Below are 18,758 nucleotides of genomic sequence, written 5' to 3' on the forward strand. Positions count from 1 at the left end.
TGTGCGGGAAAACGTGCCGGGGCGGGGGTGAGTTCCTGCGAAGATCCCCGGCTCACGGAGAATAGGGCCTGTGCGCTATTCCGTCCTCGGCCCGGCCCGGGCCCACACCGCCGACGGGACGTCCGTCGCGGTCGGCGGGGCCCGGCTGCGAGCCCTGCTGACCGTACTGGCGCTGCGGGCCGGGCGGACGGTCCCGGTCACCGTGCTCGTCGACGAGGTGTGGGACGGGGAGCCGCCGGGGGATGCGCCGGCCGCGCTCCAGGCGCTGGTCGGACGGCTGCGCCGGGCGCTGGGGCGGGAGGCCGTGGTCTCCGCCCCGGGCGGCTACCGGCTGGCGGCCACCGCCGACGACGTCGACGCGCACCGCTTCGAGCGGCTCGCGCGGGAGGGGGTACGGGAGCTGGGCGCGGGCGCTCCGGCACGGGCGGCGGCCCTGCTCGACGAGGCGCTCGGTCTGTGGCGGGGACCCGCCCTCGCCGACCTGCCGGACCGCGCGGTGGAGGCCGCCCGCTGGGACGCCCGCCGCCTGGACGCGCGCCGGGCCCGCCTGGAGGCGTCCCTGGCCCTCGGCGAGGCCTCCTCGGCCCTTCCGGAACTGGCCGCTCTCTGCGAGGCCCACCCGCTGGACGAACCACTCCACTTCCTCCGCATCCGCGCCCTCCGCGCCACGGGCCGCGCCGCGGAGGCCCTCCTCGCCTACGAATCCCTCCGCCACACCCTCGCCACCCGCCTGGGCACGACCCCCTCGCCCGCCCTCCAGTCCCTCCACAGAGAGCTGTTGTCCGCCAAGGCGTCTCCCGACCCGCACACGGCGGCCTCCGGCCGGGGCCTGCCGCCGGACGGGGGCGCGGCGGCCTCCGAACCGGCCCCTGCGAGCACGGGCCCGCGCGAGGCGGGCTCGGGAGGGGAACGGGGCGGTTCGAGTCCAGGCCCGGCTGCGCCTGTCGGCGCCCGCAGGGCTGCCTCCGGCCGGGCCTCGGCGGCCGACGTGGCCGGCACCACTGCGTGGGACGGTGACGCGGTGGGCTCCAGCGCACCCACGGGGGCACCGGCGCGTCCCGGGCCGGGTCGGGCGGCCGATGGCTCCGGGCTTGCCGCGCCGGACGGGGGCGCGGCGGCCTCCCGCTCGGGCCCGCGGCCCGCGCCGGGCGCGGTGTCGGTGCCCGGCAACCTTCGTGTGCGGCTGACCAGTTTTGTCGGGCGGGAGGAGGACATTGCCGCGCTGCGGGACGATCTGCGGGGGGCGCGGCTCGTGACGCTGCTCGGGACCGGTGGGGCGGGGAAGACCCGGCTGTCGCAGGAGGCGGCCGAGAGCGCGGCCGAACAGGGGGCGTGGCCCGACGGGATCTGGCTGGCCGAGCTGGCGCCGGTCGCCGACCCCGAGGCGGTGGCCGAGGCCGTGCTCGGGGCCGTCGGGGCGCGTCAGACGGTGCTGCGGGGTGCCGGAGCGGAGGAACTGCGGGGCAGCGGCGACCCTTTGGGGCGCCTCGTCGAGCACTGTGCCGCCCGGCGGATGCTTCTCCTGCTCGACAACTGCGAGCACGTCGTCGGCGCGGCGGCCCGGCTCGCCGAACACCTGCTGGCCCGCTGCCCCGGAGTGACGGTGCTCGCGACGAGCCGCGAACCCCTGGGCGTACCGGGGGAGTCCGTCCGCCCGCTCGGCCCGCTGCCCCGGGACACCGCACTGCGGCTGCTCGCCGAGCGCGGGGCGGCAGCCCAGGCCGGCTTCCGGGTCGAGGACGACCCGGAAGCCGCCGACGAGATCTGCCGCCGCCTCGACGGCCTCCCCCTCGCCATCGAACTGGCCGCCGCCCGGCTGCGGATGCTCACCCCGCGCCAGATCGCGGACCGCCTCGACGACCGGTTCCGCCTGCTGACCTCCGGCGCCCGTACGGTCCTGCCCCGCCAGCAGACCCTCCGCGCCGTCGTCGACTGGTCCTGGGACCTCCTCGACGAGCCGGAACGCGCCGTCCTGCGCCGCCTTTCGGTCTTCAGCGGCGGCTGCGACCTGGAGGCGGCCGAGGCCGTCTGCTCCGCGACCGCCGCCGCGACCGCCGCCGCGACCGCCGCCGTGATCGACGTCGTCGACGTCCTCGGCTCCCTCGTCGACAAGTCGCTCGTCGTCGCCGCCCCCTCCGACGACGGCGCCATGCGCTACCGCCTCCTGGAGACCGTCGCCGAATACGCCGCCGAGCGCCTGGACGAGGCCGGCGAACGGGCCGCCTTCGAACGGCGCCACCTCGTCCACTACCGCGAACTCGCCCGCCTCACCGACCCCGAGCTGCGCGACGCCCGGCAGGTCGCCGCCATGGCCCGGTTCCGGACCGAGTACGAGAACCTGCGCACCGCCCTGCGCCGCGCCGTCGCCGCCCGCGACGAGCACGAGGCGCTGAGCCTCGTCCACTCCCTCCTCTGGTACTGGCAGATGCGCGACCTGCGCGCCGACGCCCTCCACTGGGCCGAGGCCGTCGCCGCCCTCGGCCCCGACCCCTTCGGCCCCCAGGCCCCTCCCGTCGTACCGCTCCACGAGCCCTGCACCGCCGCCCCACCCCCGCTGAGCGAGGACCAGCTGTGGGAGGCCCGACGCGGGGCGCGGCTCCTCGAACTGCTCAACATGGACTACCAGACCGGCCGGTGGACCACCCCCGAGGGCGTCCAGCGGCTGCGCCGGATCACCACCGCGTACCAGCCCGGCCTGCCGCAGGCCTGCCGGCTGCCCGGCGCCTTCTCCGTCTTCGCCGTGCTCCTCACCGGTGACGTGGACGGGATGCGCGAGGCACTCGCCGCCACCGTCGAGGCCTGCCGCGCCCACGGCTACGACTGGGAGCTCGCCAACGGCCTCCAGCTGCGCGCCAACATGCTCGCCAACCGCGCCGACTCGGCCGGTACGGCGACCGCCGACGCCGACGAGAGCCTGAAGATCTTCCTCCGCCTCGGTGACGCCTGGGGCGCCGCCGAGGCGCTCTCCTCGCGCGGCGAGGCCCGCGAGAGGCGCTGCGATTTCGAGGGCGCCGCCGAGGACTTCGCCGCCGCCGTCGCCTACGCCGGGCGGGTCGGGGCGCAGTCCCAGACCACACTGCTGCGTGCCCGGTACGCCGACATGCTCACCGTCACCGGCCGCGAGGAGGAGGGCGAGGTGATCCTGCGCGAGGTCCTGGAGACCGGGCACCCCGGGCACGAACCGATGCTCGCGGCGCGGATCTTCCTCGCGATCCTGCTCGGCCGCACCGGCCGCACCGCCGAGGCGCGCGACCATCTGAACATCCTGATGCGCGAGTTCGGCTCCCTCACGCTCGCCATCTTCGAGGGCTTCACCCTCGGCTCGCTGGCCTGGCTGGAGAACCTGGACGGGCGGCACGCCGCCGCCCTCCCGCTCGTACGCCAGGCCCTTGAGCGCGCGAAGGGAGCCCTGTCGACGGCAGTCGCCCCGCAGATGCCGGCGATCCATCTGGTCACCGCCGCCTGGGCGTTGGCCGGCCTCGGCGGCCCCCACGCGCCCGTCGCGGCCCGGCTCCTCGGCGCACAGGAGAATCTCCTCCCGCCGGGACACCTGCGGGCGCCCCTGGAGCGGGAGAACCTCGCCCGGGCCACCGAGCTGACCCGCACCGCGCTCGGCGACGACGCCGCCTTCGAGGCCGCCTACGCCGAAGGCGGCGGCCTCTCCCTGGAGGAGGCCACCGCCCTGCTCGACAGCGCCGACGCGATCAGAAGGCGCGCCGAGTCATCCTGAACCCGTACACGTACACGTACACGTACAGGTACAGGTACAGGTACGGTCAGGTCTTCCTGCGGAACTTGGCGACCGCGAGCGGCGCCGTGACGACAGTGATCAGCAGTGCCCAGCCGAGCGTCATCCACACCGAGTCCCCGACCGGCGTGCCGTTGATCATGGCGCGGGCGGCGTCGGCGAGGTTCGACAGCGGGTTGTAGTCGGTGAAGGTCTCCAGCCAGCCGGGCATCGAGGTCGGCGGCGCGAAGATCGAGGAGCCGAACTGCAGCGGCATCAGCACCAGCATCGCCATCCCCTGGACCGCCTGGGCCGTCTTCATGGTGAGACCGAGCAGGATGAAGATCCACATCAGCGAGGCGCCGAACACCACGGACAGACCGATCGCCGCGAAGAGGTCCAGGACCGAGGACTTGATCTCCAGGCCGAGCAGGAAGCCCATGCCGAGGAGGATCGCGGTGGCGATCATCATCCGGCCGATCTCCACGACGATCTTCGCGATGAGGACGGAGGACCGGGCGATCGGCATCGTCCGGAACCGGTCCATCACCCCCTTCTTGAAGTCGTCGTTGATGCCCACGCCGACGGCCATGGAGATGTTCATGCCCATCATCGCCATCAGGCCCGGAACCACGTAGTTGACGTAGTCGTCGTTGTTGCCCTTGCCGGAGATCGCGCCGCCGAAGACGTACACGAAGAGCAGGACGAAGATGATCGGCATCAGGACGGCGTCGAACATCGACTCCGGATCCTGTTTGATCTGCAGCGCGTTGCGCCGCACCAGGGCGCCTATGTGGCGGAGGTTGGCCCGCAGACCGATCCGGCCCTCGCCGACGGGCGCGCCGCCCGCCGGGCGCGGCCCCGGGCCTGTAGCCGGGCTGCCGGCGGGGGACTTGGCGAGCTGGGTGGTCGTGGTGGTGGCGCTCATGCGGCGGCCTCCTCGGCAAGCGCGTCGGACACGGAGTCGGAGGAGTCCGACGAGCCGGACGAGCCGGACGAGCCGGATGAGTCGGATCCGGAGGTCTTCTCGCCGGTGATGGCCAGGAACACCTCGTCCAGGCTGGGCAGATGGGTACCGATGTGGGCGATGCCGTACCCCCGGGCGCCGAGCAGGCCGACGACGGCGGTCAGTTGCTCGTCGCTGAGGATCGGTACGTACAGCACGCCCTCGTCGGGGACGACGGTCGAGCCGGCGATGCCGTCCAGGCCGGACTCGCGCAGCGCGCCCGCCATGGCCGGCAGGTCGGCCGGGTCCACCGGACGGATCTTCAGCGTGCGGCCGCCCACCCGGGCCTTGAGCTCGTCGACCTTGCCCCGGGCGATGACCTTGCCCCGGTCGATGACGGTCAGCTCGCTCGCGAGCTGCTCCGCCTCCTCCATGTACTGGGTGGTGAGCAGGACGGTCACGCCTTCGGAGACCATCCGCTGGACCTCGTCCCAGACCTCGTTGCGCGTGCGCGGGTCGAGGCCGGTGGTGGGCTCGTCCAGATAGAGGACGGCCGGCTGTCCGATCATCGAGGCGGCGAGGTCGAGCCGGCGGCGCATACCACCGGAGTAGTTCATCACCGGCCGCTTGGCGGCCTCGGTGAGCGAGAAGCGCTCCAGCATCTCGTCGGCGCGGCGCCGCGCGTCCCTGCGGGAGAGGTCGAGCAGCCGCCCGATCATGTAGAGGTTCTCCCAGCCGGACAGCTTCTCGTCGACCGAGGCGTACTGCCCGGTGAGACCTATCGTGCGGCGGAGCTGGCGGGGCTGGCGCACCACGTCGTAACCGGCGACGGTGGCGGTCCCCGCGTCGGGGACGATCAGGGTGGACAGGCAGCGGACGAGCGTGGTCTTCCCGGCGCCGTTGGGCCCGAGCACGCCGAGGACCGTGCCCTCCCGGACATCGAGGTCGACCCCGTCGAGGGCCTTCGTCTCGCCGTAGTGCTTCACGAGGCCTCGTACCTCGACGGCGTTGTGTGCGGATCGCGTCATGTCCCCCAGTGGACCAGCCGCCACCGACAACGCCCCGACAGACGACCGACAAGCGACCGACAAGCGAACGACAGCCCGCCGACGGGAGAGGTCGGCGGGCTGTCGGTCGCGCTGTCGTCGGGGCTGTCGGTCGGTGCCGTGTCGGCTAGTGGAAGGTGTGCTCCTCGGCCGGGAACGCCCCGCCGGCCACGTCCTCCGCGAAGGCGCGGGCGGCGTCGCCGAGCGTCTCACGGAGGTTGGCGTACTGCTTGGTGAAGCGCGGCACCTTGCCGCCGGTCAGGCCGGCCATGTCGGTCCAGACGAGGACCTGCGCGTCCGTGTCCGGTCCGGCGCCGATGCCGATGGTGGGAATGTGCAGGGAGCGGGTCACCTCGGCGGCCAGCTCGGCCGGTACGAGCTCCAGGACGACCGCGAACGCGCCCGCGTCCTGCGCCGCCTTGGCGTCGCTGAGCAGCCGGTGCGCGGCCTCGTCGCCGCGGCCCTGCACGCGGTAGCCCATGGTGTTGACGGACTGCGGCGTCAGCCCCAGGTGGGACATGACCGGGATGCCGGCCTGGACGAGCAGCTCGGTCTGCGGCAGCGAGCGCTCGCCGCCCTCCAGCTTGATCGCGCCGACACCCGCGTCCTTGACGAGCCGGGTGGCGTTGCGCAGGGCCTGGACGGGCCCTTCCTGGTACGAACCGAAGGGGAGGTCGCCGACGACGAGGGCACGCCGGGTGCCCCGGACGACGGCGGCGGAGAGCAGCGTCATCTCGTCCATCGTGACGGGCACGGTGGTGTCGTAGCCGAGGTGACAGTTGCCCATGGAGTCGCCGACGAGGATCACCGGGATGCCGGCCTCGTCGAAGACGGACGCGGTCATCGCGTCGTAGGCGGTGAGCATGGGCCACTTCTCGCCGCGGACCTTGGCGGCGGCGATGTCGTGGACGGTGAGGCGGCGCGTGCCCTTGCCTCCGTACAGCGTCTTGCCGCTATCGGCGGACGGCTTCGGGGCAGCCTGAAGCGTCATGGTGAACGGCTCCTTCGTCATCTCGAGGCGCCCTGACGGCGTCCCCGGACCACGTCCATGGTGGCACCTCGCGCGGTGAGGGGGGAAGTGGGCCGAAGTGGTGCTGTTCACATCGCCGCCGCATCCGTACGAATGTGCGCGTTCTGTCACAGCCCCGCCGCCTTCGCCACCGGCAGGAACCCGCCGCGCCGTCCCGTCGTCCCTCGTGGCAGTACGACCGAGCCCTCATCACCTAGTGTCGAGGTCGGGTCACCGAGCCGGACAGCGGCGAACCGCAGGACAGGCACGGCAGCAAGACAAGCACGGCAGCACAGCAGCACAGCAGCAAGGCAGCACGGCAGCAAGGCAGTGAGGACAGAGCGATGGCGCGGGTGGACATGACGGCGACCGAGAACGGCGGCGCCCGGGACGAGCGCTCCGGATCCCGGTTCCGATCGATGCTCGACCGCTGGCGCGGCGACCGGGGCATCTGGCGCCGCGGCATCGTCCTGGCCGGCACGGCGGTGCTGCTCACCCTGCTGATGGTCTTCCACGCCGAGATCCCCAACCGGATCGGCAACCTGGGCAGCCTCACCGAGACCTTCCTGCCCTGGATCGGCCTCTTCGTGCCGGTGCTCCTCGTCCTGGCCCTGCTGCGGCGCTCCGCGACCGCGCTGGTCGCCCTGCTGCTGCCGGCCCTCGTCTGGCTCAACGTCTTCGGCGGTCTGATCACCGACAAGTCGGGCACGGGCGGCGACCTGACCGTCGCCACCCACAACGTGAACGCCGACAACCCCGACCCCGAGGGCACCGCCCGCCAGATCGCCGGCTCCGGCGCGGACGTGGTGGCCCTGGAGGAGCTCAAGGGCGAGATGGTCCCGGTGTACGAGCGCGGCCTGGCCGACACGTACAGGTACCACTCCGTGCAGGGCACCGTCGGGCTGTGGAGCAGGTACCCGCTGACCGACACCCGTCCGGTGGACATCGGGATGGGCTGGACCCGCGCCATGCGCTCCACCGTCGCCACGCCCCAGGGGAACGTGGCCGTGTACGTCGCCCACCTCCCGTCCGTACGGGTGAAGCTGAACGCGGGCTTCACCGCCAACCAGCGCGACAACAGCGCGGACGCGCTGGGCGAGGCCATCGCCGCCGACCCGCACGAGCGGATCGTCCTGCTCGGCGACCTCAACGGCACCATGAACGACCGCTCGCTCAACGCGGTCACCTCGCAGCTGCGCTCCACGCAGGGCGCGTCGGGCGACGGCTTCGGCTTCAGCTGGCCGGCCTCGTTCCCGATGGCGCGGATCGACCAGATCATGGTGAAGGGCGTCGAGCCGGTCTCCTCCTGGACGCTGCCGGAGACCAGGAGCGACCACCTGCCGATCGCGGCCCGCGTCCGGCTCTGACGCCCCCCGAAACGCCTTGTCGTGACCGTCCTCGGCCCGCCGGCCATGGCGGCGCTCGCCCGGCTCGTCCCGCGTCGTCGCGGGAAGTCCCCTCGGCACGGGCACGGGCACGGGCGCGAGCTCGGGCACGGACACGAGCGCGAGCCCGGCGCGCGCCCGACCCGGCCGTCAGCGGATCGTCGTCTCCCGCCAGCGGTTCGTGACCGGCAGCCGGCGGTCCTTGCCGAAGCCCTTCGCCGAGATCTTGGTGCCCGGCGGGTACTGGCGCCGCTTGTACTCCGCCATGTCCACCATCCGCAGCGTCCTGGCCACCAGCTCCTCGTCGAAACCGGCCGCCACGATCGCGTCCCGGCCCTGGTCACGGTCGACGTACAGCGCGAGGATCCGGTCCAGGACGTCGTAGTCCGGCAGCGAGTCCGTGTCGACCTGCCCGGGGCGCAGCTCGGCGCTCGGCGGCTTGGAGATCGAGCTCTCCGGGATCGGCGGGGTCTGCCCGCGCTCCCGGGCCGCCCGGTTGCGCCAGCGGGCGAGGCGGAACACGGTCGACTTGTAGACGTCCTTGATGGGCCCGTACGCGCCGACCGAGTCGCCGTACAGGGTCGAGTACCCCACCGCCAGCTCGGACTTGTTGCCCGGCGCGAGGACGATGTGGCCCTCCTCGTTGGAGAGGGCCATCAGCAGCGTCCCGCGCAGCCGGGACTGCAGGTTCTCCTCAGCGAGGCCGGTGAGGGTGAGGGCGCCCATGTACGCGTCGAACATCGGCTCGATCGACACCGTACGGAAGTTGAGCCCGGTGCGGCGGGCCAGTTCGGCGGCGTCGGCCCGGGAGTGGTCCGAGGAGTACTTCGACGGCATCGACACGCCGTAGACGTTCTGCGCCCCGACCGCGTCGCAGGCGATCGCCGCGACGAGCGCCGAGTCGATGCCACCGGACAGGCCGACGAGGACGGAACGGAAGCCGTTCTTGGCGGCGTACGCGCGCAGGCCGACGACCAGTGCCGAGTACACCTCCTCGTCGTCGTCGAGCCGGTCCGCGTAACCACCCGTCAGCTCCGCCTCGTAGGCCGGCAGCGGGTCCTCGGAGAGGACGACCCGGTCGATGCGCAGCCCGTCGTCGACGATGCCCTCGGGCGCGTCGGCCGCGGCGGCCGGCAGATCGAGGTCGAGAAGGACGCTGCCCTCGGAGAACTGCGGGGCGCGCGCGATCACTTCACCGTTCGCGTCGACGACGATCGAGTCGCCGTCGAAGACCAGCTCGTCCTGGCCGCCGATCATCGCGAGATAGGCGATGGTGCAGCCGGCCTCCTGGGCCCGCTTGCGGACCAGCTCAAGGCGGGTGTCGTCCTTGTTCTGCTCGTACGGCGAGGCGTTGATCGAGACGAGCAGCCCGGCGTTCGCGCTCCGCGCGGCGGGCACCCGGCCGCCCTCCTGCCAGAGGTCCTCGCAGATGGCGAGGGCGACGTCCACGCCGTGGACCCGTACGACGGGCATCGTGTCGCCCTGGACGAAGTAGCGGAACTCGTCGAAGACGCCGTAGTTGGGAAGGTGATGCTTGGCGAAGCGGAGCGCCACCCGGCCGCGGTGCAGCACGGCGGCCGCGTTCTCGGGGGAGCCGGCCGGCCGCCCGAGCCGGGGCTCGGCCCGCTCCGAGCGGTCGAGATAGCCGACGACGACCGGCAGCTCCCCGAAACCCTCGGCGTCGAGGCGCCGCGCGAGCGCCCGCAGGGCGTCCCGGGACGCCTCGACGAAGGACGACCGCAGCGCGAGGTCCTCGACGGGGTAGCCGGTCAGCGCCATCTCGGGGAACGCGACCAGATGCGCGCCCTGCTCGGCGGGGTGCCGGGTCCAGTGGACGATCGCCTCGGCGTTCCCGGCGAGATCGCCGACGGTCGAGTCGATCTGATTCAGAGCGAGGCGTAGTTGAGGCACGGGCCCAGTGTAATCGTCAGACCGACGCTATGTCCTGGCGTACGGGCCGGCCGACGGCCGCGGATCGGGCTCGTGGCAGTCTGGATCGCGGTGCCCGTCCCATCCCGTGGGCGCGCCTGTACCCGTCTCGTCCCGTCTCGTCCCGTCCCGTCCCGCGGTCGCGCCTGTGCCCGTCCGTCTGTCCGGGCCCGCGCCCGTGCCCGTCCCCGCACCCCAGGGAGCGTTCGTGAACGACTCGAGCCTGTTCGTACGGGTCGGGGGCGTCGCCCACCATGTCGTCGTCGAGGGGTCGGGGCCCGTCTGCGTCCTGAGCGCCGGGCTCGCCATGAGCTGGTTCGACTGGGACCCGGTCGTCCCGCTGCTCGCCCCCCACCGCACGGTCGTCCGCTTCGACCGGCCGGGGCACGGGCTCTCCGCCCCCGCCGCCGTCCCGCCCAGCGCCACCGGCGAGGCCCACCGCGTCGCCGCGCTCCTCGACGCGCTGCGGCTGCCCGGACCGGCCACCGTCGTCGGCCACTCGATCGCCGGCTTCCACGCCGAGGCCTTCGCCCGGCTCCACCCGGCCCGCGCCGCCGGGATCGTCCTCGTCGACTCCTCCGTCGAGGAGCACGCCCGTACCCCCGTCGCCCCCGCCCTGCGCACCGCCGCCGCCCGCGGCCTCGGCACGCTCCTCAGCGCCACCGGAGCGCCGGCCGCCGTCGGCCCGGCCGTCCGCCGCGCCACCGTACGGCTGTCGCGCGCCGCCGGCGGCGACCCGGCCCCCGCCGCGCTCGTACGCCGCTGCTACGCCACCTCACGCGTGCTGCACGGCGCCCTCCTGGAGAACACCCACTACCGCGCGGTCGCCGCCGAACTCCTCGCCCTGCGCGAGCGCTTCGCGCTGCCGCCCGGCCTGCCCGCCACCGTGCTCGCCGCCCCGAACGGCTCCGCCCGCTGGGCGCGGCGACAACGCGAGCTGGCCCGACAGCTCGGCGCCCACTACGAGGCGGCCGAGCCGTCGGGCCATCTGATGATGCTGGACCGCCCGGACGCGGTGGCGCGAGCGGTACTCGACCAGGCCCCGTCGACGCGGGAACCGTCGCCGCGGGACCCGTCGATCCAGAAGCCGGCCCGGATTCAGGACCGGGCGTAGACCTGCTCGACGAACGCCTTGATCTGCTCGTCGTCCAGGTGCCTGGCGAGATCGGCCTCGCTGATCATCCCCACCAGGCGCTTGTTCTCGATGACCGGCAGCCGCTTGATCTGGTGGCCCGTCATCTCTTCCAGGACCTGGCTCACGTCCGAGTTCGCCTCGATCCAGCGCGGAGTGCCCTGCGCCATCTCGCCGCAGGTGACCCTCGCCGGGTCGTGACCCATGGCCACACAGTTGACCACGATGTCGCGGTCCGTGATGATGCCGCAGAGCCGTTCGTTCTCGTCCGCGATCGGCAGGGCGCCGACGTTGAGGTCGCGCATCAGCTGCGCGGCACGGTCGAGCGTCTCGTGGGCCGGGATCCAGCGGGCCCCGGTGTGCATGATGTCCTTCGCCGTGGTCATGGGGTGCGTACCTCCGTAGAACGTCGTCGTACGTACGTCCCCGAGCGTCACCCATTGTGCGCGTACGGAGCGGCCCCCGCGACCGGTGAGGTCGCGGGGGCCGCGCGGCTCCAGGCGGCCCACGTGGGGCACGTGGGCCACGCGGGTCAGGCGCGGGGCTTCGCGCCCCGCTGCCTCAGCAGCTCCGCCATCAGACCCATCTCGGACTCCTGCGCCTCGACCATGCCCTGGGCGAGGTTCCGCTCCACGTCCACCGAGCACTTCTCCACACAGCCCTGGGCCATGTGGACACCGCCCTTGTGGTGGTCGGTCATCAGCTGGAGGTAGAGGATCTCCGCCTCCTTGCCGGAGGCCTTCCGCAGCTGACGCAGCTCCGTCTTCGTCGCCATGCCGGGCATCAGCGCGCCGTCGAGGGGCCCGGTGGCCCCGTGGCCGCCCATCCCCATCCAGGCCATCGGCTCGGTGCCGGATTCGGTCTTCGGCAGCCCCCACAGGTCCAGCCAGCCCAGCATCATGCCGCGCTGGTTGGCCTGGGTGTTGGCGATGTCGTACGCGAGGCGCCGCACGTCGTCGTCGGTCGTACGGTCCCGCACGATGAAGGACATCTCGACGGCCTGCTGGTGGTGGACCGCCATGTCACGGGCGAAGCCCGCGTCCGCCGAGTTCGACAGGGGCGTCCTCGGGGCCTCCTCGCGCTGCGCCGAGGCGACCGTGACGGCGCCCCCGGCGAAGAGCAGCGCGAGCACGACCGCGACGATCGACGCCCAGTGCGTACGGGTCAACGACGTACGCGCCGGAGACGTACGGGTCACCGGCGTACGGGCCGGGGGCGCGCCGGCCGGGGACGTGGACGCCGGGGACGTACGCGGCGGGCGCGCACCCGTCACTGGCCGATCCCGCCGGTGCAGGCCGCGCCCGGCTCCGGGGTCTGCGGGCCCTGCACGTACTTGGTGAAGAACGCGTCGATCCGCGGATCGCTCGCGCTGTCCACCGTCACCTGCTTGCCCCACGCGCTCAGCATGATCGCGCCGGCCTGGTCGTCGACCGGGCTCATCAGGGAGTACGGCGTCTTCTCGACCTTCTCGGCGAGCTTCTTCACATCGGCCTCGGCGGCCTTCTTGTTGTACGTGACCCAGACGGCGCCGTGCTCCAGCGAGTGCACGGCGTTCACCTCGGCGATCTTGCTGGTGTAGACGTCACCGTCGCAGTTCTGCCAGACCTGGTCGTGGTCGCCGCCGACCGGGGGCTTCATCTCGTACGCGACGGGGGTGGTGACGTGGTTGCGGCCGAGCTTCTTGGCGTCCCAGGACTTCTCGTCCTTGATGGGGGCCTTGGCGGCGGCCTCCTGCTGCTCCTTCTCGTTCGACTTCTCGTTGAGCACATAGCCGCCGAAGCCGACGAGGCTCAGGACGACCACGGCGGAGACGCCGATCGTGATGATGCGGTTACGGCGCTCGCGGGCCTGCTCGGCGCGGCGCATCTCCTCTATTCGGGCGCGGCGGTCGGAGTGGGAGGAGCGGTTGGCGGCCATGGTGATGTCGTCCTTCTCGATGTGGGGTGACGTGAGACGTGCGGCGTGCGGGCCCGGCCGCTATGTCCGCAGCACTTGAAGGACGTGGAGGTCCGGCGCACGGGGCTGTGCGTCGGGGCGGGGCGCCCACCCGGTGTCGTACGACGGCGCCGGGCGCGGGAGCCGGCCCTCCGCGTGCGGCGGGGGGTCGAGCGGCGGCGCGGTGAGCACCGCCGGGCTGAGGGAGGGGAAGAGAGAGCAGTCGCCGTCGTCGTACGGGCAGACGTACTCGTCCGCGACGACGGTGGTGTGCGGGGCGTGCGCCGCCCGTCCGGCCATGTCGCGTCCGGCCATGTCGTGGGCGGCCGGCTCACCCGCGCCCAGGCAGACGAAGAGCGCGGCGAGGAGCGTCGCCACGGCACTCAGCAGTGCCATGGGACGCGCGCGCCGGAACGGGCGTACGAGTGGAGTGCCCCCCATGGGCCGAGATCGTAGTGGTCAGGGGGCCGTACGGGACAGGTGGGTGGACGGGGAGGGCGGCCGGCGGCGCGCGGGCGGGGGGAACAGGCGCACGGAAACGGCCGGTCCCCCCGTTACCTGTGTCACACCGGAGCAGGCACTATGGGTGTGCAACGTGCGCGAAACCATGTGGTGGGATGCTCAGGTGCCCCCCGATGTGCCCGAGGCGGTGGGAACAGGCGGCCTGACCAGCGAAGATGGGTGTGGATATGGACAAGCAGCAGGAATTCGTGCTCCGGACGCTCGAGGAGCGCGACATCCGGTTCGTGCGGCTGTGGTTCACCGACGTGCTCGGCTTCCTGAAGTCGGTGGCCGTGGCGCCCGCCGAGCTGGAGCAGGCCTTCGACGAGGGCATCGGCTTCGACGGCTCCGCCATCGAGGGCTTCGCCCGCGTCTACGAGTCGGACATGATCGCCAAGCCGGATCCGGGCACCTTCCAGATCCTGCCCTGGCGCGCGGAGGCACCGGGCACGGCCCGCATGTTCTGCGACATCCTCATGCCCGACGGCTCGCCGTCCTTCGCGGACCCGCGCTTCGTCCTGAAGCGCATCCTCGCCAAGACCTCGGACCTGGGCTTCACCTTCTACACCCACCCCGAGATCGAGTTCTTCCTCCTGAAGGACAAGCCGCTGGACGGCACCAAGCCGACCCCGGCCGACAACTCGGGCTACTTCGACCACACCCCGCAGAACGTGGGCATGGACTTCCGCCGCCAGGCGATCACCATGCTGGAGTCGATGGGCATCTCGGTGGAGTTCTCCCACCACGAGGGCGCGCCGGGCCAGCAGGAGATCGACCTGCGGTACGCGGACGCGCTGTCGACGGCCGACAACATCATGACCTTCCGCCTGGTCATGAAGCAGGTCGCGCTGGAGCAGGGCGTGCAGGCGACCTTCATGCCGAAGCCGTTCTCGGAGTACCCGGGCTCCGGCATGCACACGCACCTCTCTCTCTTCGAGGGCGACCGCAACGCGTTCTACGAGTCGGGCGCGGAGTACCAGCTCTCCAAGGTGGGACGTTCCTTCATCGCGGGCCTGCTCAAGCACGCGGCCGAGATCTCGGCCGTCACCAACCAGTGGGTCAACTCCTACAAGCGCATCTGGGGCGGCTCGGCCCGCAGCGCGGGCGCGGGCGGCGAGGCCCCCTCGTACATCTGCTGGGGCCACAACAACCGCTCGGCCCTGATCCGCGTCCCGATGTACAAGCCGGGCAAGACGGGCTCCTCCCGCGTCGAGGTCCGCTCCATCGACTCGGGCGCCAACCCCTACCTGACCTACGCGGTCCTCCTCGCGGCGGGCCTCAAGGGCATCGAGGAGGGCTACGAACTCCCGGCCGGCGCGGACGACGACGTCTGGGCGCTGAGCGACGCGGAGCGCCGCGCGATGGGCATCGAGCCGCTGCCGCAGAACCTCGGCGAGGCGATCGCCCTGATGGAGAAGTCCGAACTGGTCGCGGAGACACTGGGCGAGCACGTCTTCGACTTCTTCCTCCGCAACAAGAAGCAGGAGTGGGAGGAGTACCGCTCCGAGGTCACCGCCTTCGAGCTGCGGAAGAACCTCCCGGTGCTGTAAGCACAGGTCAGAGCGGGCACAGCCCCGAAACGACGATCAGGGCCAGCGGCAGTCAGCCGCTGGCCCTGAGTCGTCTCACCCGCCCTGGGCCGTCTGTGGGCCGTCCGACGTTTCACCGAGCGCCCTGTACATGTCGTCGACGGCCCTGCGCGTCCGCCCCTCGCTGCTCGGCATGAGGTGCGTGTAGACCCGGAGCGTGAAGCCGGGGTCACTGTGGCCCAGGTACGTGCTCAGCGCCTTGATGTTCTCGCCCGCGTCCAGCAGGACGGAAGCGTAGAAGTGCCTCAGCGCGTGCATCCCGTGCTCGCGGGCGGCCTGGTGGCGCTCGCCCTCCTCGGGCTCGGGAATGATGCCGGCCTCGACGAGCGCGAACTTCCAGACGCGGGTGTTGAAGTCGGTCCGCCGAACGGCGCCGCCACCCGTGAGCGAGAAGAACAGCCGCTTCGTCACGAGTGGCCCGTCCGGCCTCAACCACGGCAGGGTGACGTCGACAGGCGGGAATTCCTCGGCGTGCTCGCGGAGAACGCGGGCGACCTGGCGGGGGAGTGGGACGTCACGTTCCTTTCCGCGCTTTGGCGGGCCGAATACGAGATGGCCGTTGACCACCTTCACCTGATTTGCCACGCGCAGCCATCCGGTGTCGTACCTGACGTGTTCCTCGGCGAGACCGAAGATTTCGCCTTGCCGAAGGCCACACCCGCCGCCGACGTCGACCATGGCCTGGTATCGCCTGGGCAGCGCGGAACGCACCGCGAACAGCACATCCGGAGTCCACGGTTTCACCCGGGGCGGTACAGCCGCCGGCGGCCGGACCGAGCGTGACTTGCACGGGTTCTTGGCGAGCAGTTCATCGTCCACGGCCGCGGCGAGCACCGCCGAGACGCTGGCGAAGATGACGCGTCGGTATGAGGACACAGGCAGGGCCGTCTCCAGCTCCTTGAGCCAGTCGCGGATGTGCTCGGGCCGGAACGAGTCGAGCGGCCGAGTCCCGATATACGGAAACGCGTGGCGCCTGAGCTGTACGGCCACGGCCGTCTGCGTCGTGGGGTCCGTCGTCTGGGATGCGAGCCACTTCTCCCCGTACTGCCGGAACGTGGTCCGGCCGGCGGCCGGGTCGACGTACTGACCTCGGGACATGTCTGCCTCGATGTGGGCGAGCCACTGGGCGGCGAGACGCTTCTGCTTGTCGGGAAAGCTCTTGGACTTCTCGGTGCCGTCGGGGCCGATGTAGCGGGCGCGGTAGCGGAGCCCGAGGCCGTAGCGGTCGGTCTTGACCTGGCGGGGCTTGCCGTCGGGTCCGGTCTCGGTCTTGTACCAGCGGTCTTGGATGTGGCCGGCCATAGGGGCGCTGCGGTCCTTTCGGGTACGGGAAGGCCCGTGGCGCTCCGGTGAGGAGCGCCACGGGCCGAGGAGGGCGGATCAGGCGGCGGCGTCGAGGTCGCTCTGCTGGACGACCCAGGCCTGCACGGCGGCGGGGTCGTAACGGACGTGGCGGCCGACGCGGAATCCGGGTGGGCCGGTGCGCTGCTTGCGCCAGTGGTAGACGGTCTCGATCGGGACGGAGAACATCGCGGCGATGTCTTCGGGGGTTAGGTAGCGGTCCGGCAGACCGCCTCGGAGCGTGGAGCGAGGGTCGGATGTGGGCGGCACTGGGTTGCCCTCCGGGAGTTGGAGTGACGTCGGCTCTCCCGCCTCGGGTGGTTGCGTCTGTCCGAGGTGAGAATTTCTGCGTCATTGCGTCATCTGCGTCTTCCGCACGTCTGACCTGCGGTTTCGTTTGACGCAGGGGCCGGGTCGTGTGTCATCGGCGTGTCATTGCGTCCGTCACCGGATGACGCAGGTGACGCGGGATGACGCAGAGATTGGCGCCTGCGTCACCGCCATAGCCCCAGCTCACGAGCCGTATGCGGGGCTGTCGTGACGCAGGTGACGCAGCGCTTCCCTTCTTAGGAAAAGAGAAGGGGGTGGTGTCTGTGGTTGTGCGTGCCTTAGGACGTGAAGAGGGGCCGCTTCGCGGCGCGTCCCTCGGGCGGCGGCGAGCCGCCGAACAGCAAGAGGAGCACCCCTGGCCTGGGCGCGGGTGCTCCTCTTGCTTGTGCGTGAGCCCTGGCGGCGGGTCGGGTCAGAACATCGGGTCCGGCTGGTCCAGGGCCGGGGCGGGGCGTCGGGTCATCTCGATGTAGCGGGCGGTACTGGTGCGGCCCCAGTCGACGAGTACGCCGCGTGCGGCAAGCGTCGGCTGGAGTCGCTTGAGCCGGTCGGAGAGGACTTTGCCGGTGGTGGGCCACCCCTTCGGCAAGGGACGGCATTCCTCGCCGCTGTAGAGGCCGGTGAGCGCGTGCAGCCACTCCGAGGACGTCATCCGCACTTCCGCGCCTGGAGCCATCCCGGCGGCGTGCTTGAGGACGGTCTGGGCCAGCAAGTCACCCTCAATGACGTCGTCGTTGAGGTCGTCCAGGCTTGCCCGGTAGGCGTCCAGTGCACCGACGCCGGTCGCCGCGTCGAGCTGCGCGCACAGGTGGGCAAAGTCGGCCATCCGCAGGTCGGTGGGGATGTCCGCTTCGGCGGCCCGCACTTTGACCGTCAGGTCGAGGAGCGAGCCGAGGATGAGGGGCAGGGCCTCTTCGTACTCCGCCCACAGTTCCGCCTCGGTCCGCCGCACCTGCGGGCGCTCCAGACGCAGCGGGAGGAGACGTTCGGCGAGGTCGGGGCGGATCACTCCGACGTCGATCCCGGTGAGGAGCATCGGGCGGCGGTAGCGGGAGCGGACGACGTCGCCGTCAGTGAACAGGGCGCGTTTGACGTTCTCGGCTCCGGTGACGATGCAGCACATGGCGTCGGACAGGTCCGGGGTCATGTGGGAGAGGTTGTCCAGGGCGGTGACCCAGCCCGCGGCCACGGCCGCGATCAGGTTCTCCTCGTCCTTCGGCGCGCGGCGCAGGTCGCCGCTCATCCCCTCGATGATCCGCACCAGCATCCGTCCGCCGGTGGACTTGCCCGCGCCCTGTGGACCGGTGAGGAACGGTGCGGGGACGGGCACGGACGGCCCGAGGCACCCGATCAGCCACGCGAGGGCCAGGCACTCGGTCTCCGCATTGGCGAAGTTACACAGCCGCATCAGCAGGTCGATGCCCTTGCCGTTGGTGTCCTTGGCCGGCAGGGGCAGTTCCCCGGTGAGCTGGGTACGGCGCCAGCACACTTCCTGGGGGTCGGGGATGGTGATGTCCCAGCCGGTGGGGTGGATGCGGACGGACTTGCCGTCGTCGCGACCCAGGTCGAGCCACGTCGCCCCGTCGAACCCGGGCGCGACGCGGATGTGGACCGGCTGCACGGTCTCGGTGAGTGCGAGTGCCTCGATCAAGTCCAATGCCTCCTTGAGGGCGGTGCCGTTGAATACGCCGTGTCCGTCCTTGAACAGGCCGACCATGAGTTCCTGGCGGTGGCTGCCGGTCGTGCCCTGTGAGCGGATCGGCCGTGCGACGGGATGGCCGTTCTTCTGCGCGTAGACGGTGCCGTCGGCGGTGCGGAAGTACCGGAAATGCTGCTGCGCGTAGTCGGTGATGACCTCGCGGGCCGGAGTCTTCTCGTCGTCAGCCAT

Annotated in this window: 15 protein-coding genes; 4 read left to right on the forward strand and 11 right to left on the reverse strand. The window is 71.7% G+C overall.

From position 1 onward, the window contains the following. Nucleotides 1-70 precede the first annotated feature (70 nt). On the forward strand, nt 71-3,730 hold the full coding sequence (locus ACF06X_RS03495; RefSeq protein WP_392285490.1) for a BTAD domain-containing putative transcriptional regulator: 3,660 nt from the start codon (nt 71-73) through the stop codon (nt 3,728-3,730). Nucleotides 3,731-3,776: 46 nt separating this feature from the next. On the opposite strand, the gene ACF06X_RS03500 is transcribed toward ACF06X_RS03495, so the two are convergent. From ACF06X_RS03500 to panB, 3 genes are all read right to left on the reverse strand, one after another. Beyond that, complete coding sequence (locus tag ACF06X_RS03500) at nt 3,777-4,655, reverse strand: ABC transporter permease (RefSeq protein ID WP_392285491.1); 879 nt, start codon at nt 4,653-4,655, stop codon at nt 3,777-3,779. After that, entirely contained in the window at nt 4,652-5,701 is a 1,050-nt protein-coding gene (locus ACF06X_RS03505) for an ATP-binding cassette domain-containing protein (protein WP_392285492.1), read from the reverse strand. The genes ACF06X_RS03500 and ACF06X_RS03505 overlap by 4 nt, the downstream gene beginning before the upstream one ends. A 145-nt stretch (nt 5,702-5,846) precedes the next feature. After that, nucleotides 5,847-6,710, reverse strand: a complete 864-nt coding sequence (gene panB / locus ACF06X_RS03510; protein ID WP_392285493.1) for a 3-methyl-2-oxobutanoate hydroxymethyltransferase — start codon at nt 6,708-6,710, stop codon at nt 5,847-5,849. 437 nt (nt 6,711-7,147) lie between these two features. Between panB and ACF06X_RS03515 the strand changes: the two genes are divergently transcribed. Then, nucleotides 7,148-8,095 (forward strand): endonuclease/exonuclease/phosphatase family protein, encoded by a 948-nt coding sequence (locus ACF06X_RS03515; RefSeq protein WP_392285960.1) that lies wholly within the window; start codon nt 7,148-7,150, stop codon nt 8,093-8,095. 168 nt (nt 8,096-8,263) lie between these two features. Here ACF06X_RS03515 and ACF06X_RS03520 read toward each other — a convergent pair whose 3' ends face one another. Further along, a complete protein-coding gene (locus ACF06X_RS03520) occupies nt 8,264-10,024 on the reverse strand; it encodes an NAD+ synthase (RefSeq protein WP_392285494.1) in 1,761 nt (586 codons plus the stop codon). A 226-nt stretch (nt 10,025-10,250) separates the two neighbouring features. Between ACF06X_RS03520 and ACF06X_RS03525 the strand changes: the two genes are divergently transcribed. Then, nucleotides 10,251-11,156, forward strand: coding sequence for an alpha/beta fold hydrolase (locus ACF06X_RS03525; RefSeq protein ID WP_392285495.1), 906 nt, complete (start codon nt 10,251-10,253; stop codon nt 11,154-11,156). On the opposite strand, the gene ACF06X_RS03530 is transcribed toward ACF06X_RS03525, so the two are convergent. From ACF06X_RS03530 to ACF06X_RS03545, 4 genes are all read right to left on the reverse strand, one after another. Continuing rightward, the gene (locus tag ACF06X_RS03530; protein ID WP_392285961.1) at nt 11,141-11,560 is read right to left on the reverse strand and encodes a CBS domain-containing protein; all 420 of its coding nucleotides are present in this window, start codon (nt 11,558-11,560) and stop codon (nt 11,141-11,143) included. The genes ACF06X_RS03525 and ACF06X_RS03530 overlap by 16 nt on opposite strands. A 146-nt stretch (nt 11,561-11,706) precedes the next feature. Then, nucleotides 11,707-12,342 carry a DUF305 domain-containing protein gene (locus ACF06X_RS03535; RefSeq protein WP_392285962.1) on the reverse strand — a complete coding sequence of 212 codons (636 nt, stop codon included), beginning with the start codon at nt 12,340-12,342 and terminating at the stop codon, nt 11,707-11,709. A 101-nt stretch (nt 12,343-12,443) separates the two neighbouring features. Beyond that, nucleotides 12,444-13,091: a DUF3105 domain-containing protein gene (locus ACF06X_RS03540; protein ID WP_392285496.1), complete on the reverse strand. Its 648-nt coding sequence runs from the start codon at nt 13,089-13,091 to the stop codon at nt 12,444-12,446. Nucleotides 13,092-13,151: 60 nt separating this feature from the next. Further along, complete coding sequence (locus tag ACF06X_RS03545) at nt 13,152-13,505, reverse strand: hypothetical protein (protein WP_392285497.1); 354 nt, start codon at nt 13,503-13,505, stop codon at nt 13,152-13,154. Nucleotides 13,506-13,798: 293 nt separating this feature from the next. Between ACF06X_RS03545 and ACF06X_RS03550 the strand changes: the two genes are divergently transcribed. Next, nucleotides 13,799-15,160, forward strand: a complete 1,362-nt coding sequence (locus ACF06X_RS03550) for a glutamine synthetase family protein (RefSeq protein WP_158986756.1) — start codon at nt 13,799-13,801, stop codon at nt 15,158-15,160. A 75-nt stretch (nt 15,161-15,235) separates the two neighbouring features. On the opposite strand, the gene ACF06X_RS03555 is transcribed toward ACF06X_RS03550, so the two are convergent. The 3 genes from ACF06X_RS03555 to ACF06X_RS03565 all read right to left on the reverse strand — a co-directional run bounded on the left by ACF06X_RS03555 (nt 15,236) and on the right by ACF06X_RS03565 (nt 18,758). After that, entirely contained in the window at nt 15,236-16,501 is a 1,266-nt protein-coding gene (locus ACF06X_RS03555) for a tyrosine-type recombinase/integrase (protein WP_392285498.1), read from the reverse strand. Between the two features lie 78 nt (nt 16,502-16,579). Continuing rightward, on the reverse strand, nt 16,580-16,810 hold the full coding sequence (locus ACF06X_RS03560; RefSeq protein WP_392285499.1) for a helix-turn-helix transcriptional regulator: 231 nt from the start codon (nt 16,808-16,810) through the stop codon (nt 16,580-16,582). Between the two features lie 472 nt (nt 16,811-17,282). Continuing rightward, complete coding sequence (locus tag ACF06X_RS03565; RefSeq protein ID WP_392285500.1) at nt 17,283-18,758, reverse strand: ATP-binding protein; 1,476 nt, start codon at nt 18,756-18,758, stop codon at nt 17,283-17,285.

The organism is Streptomyces sp. NPDC015346 (genome assembly GCF_043078785.1).
Classification (GTDB): Bacteria; Actinomycetota; Actinomycetes; order Streptomycetales; family Streptomycetaceae; genus Streptomyces.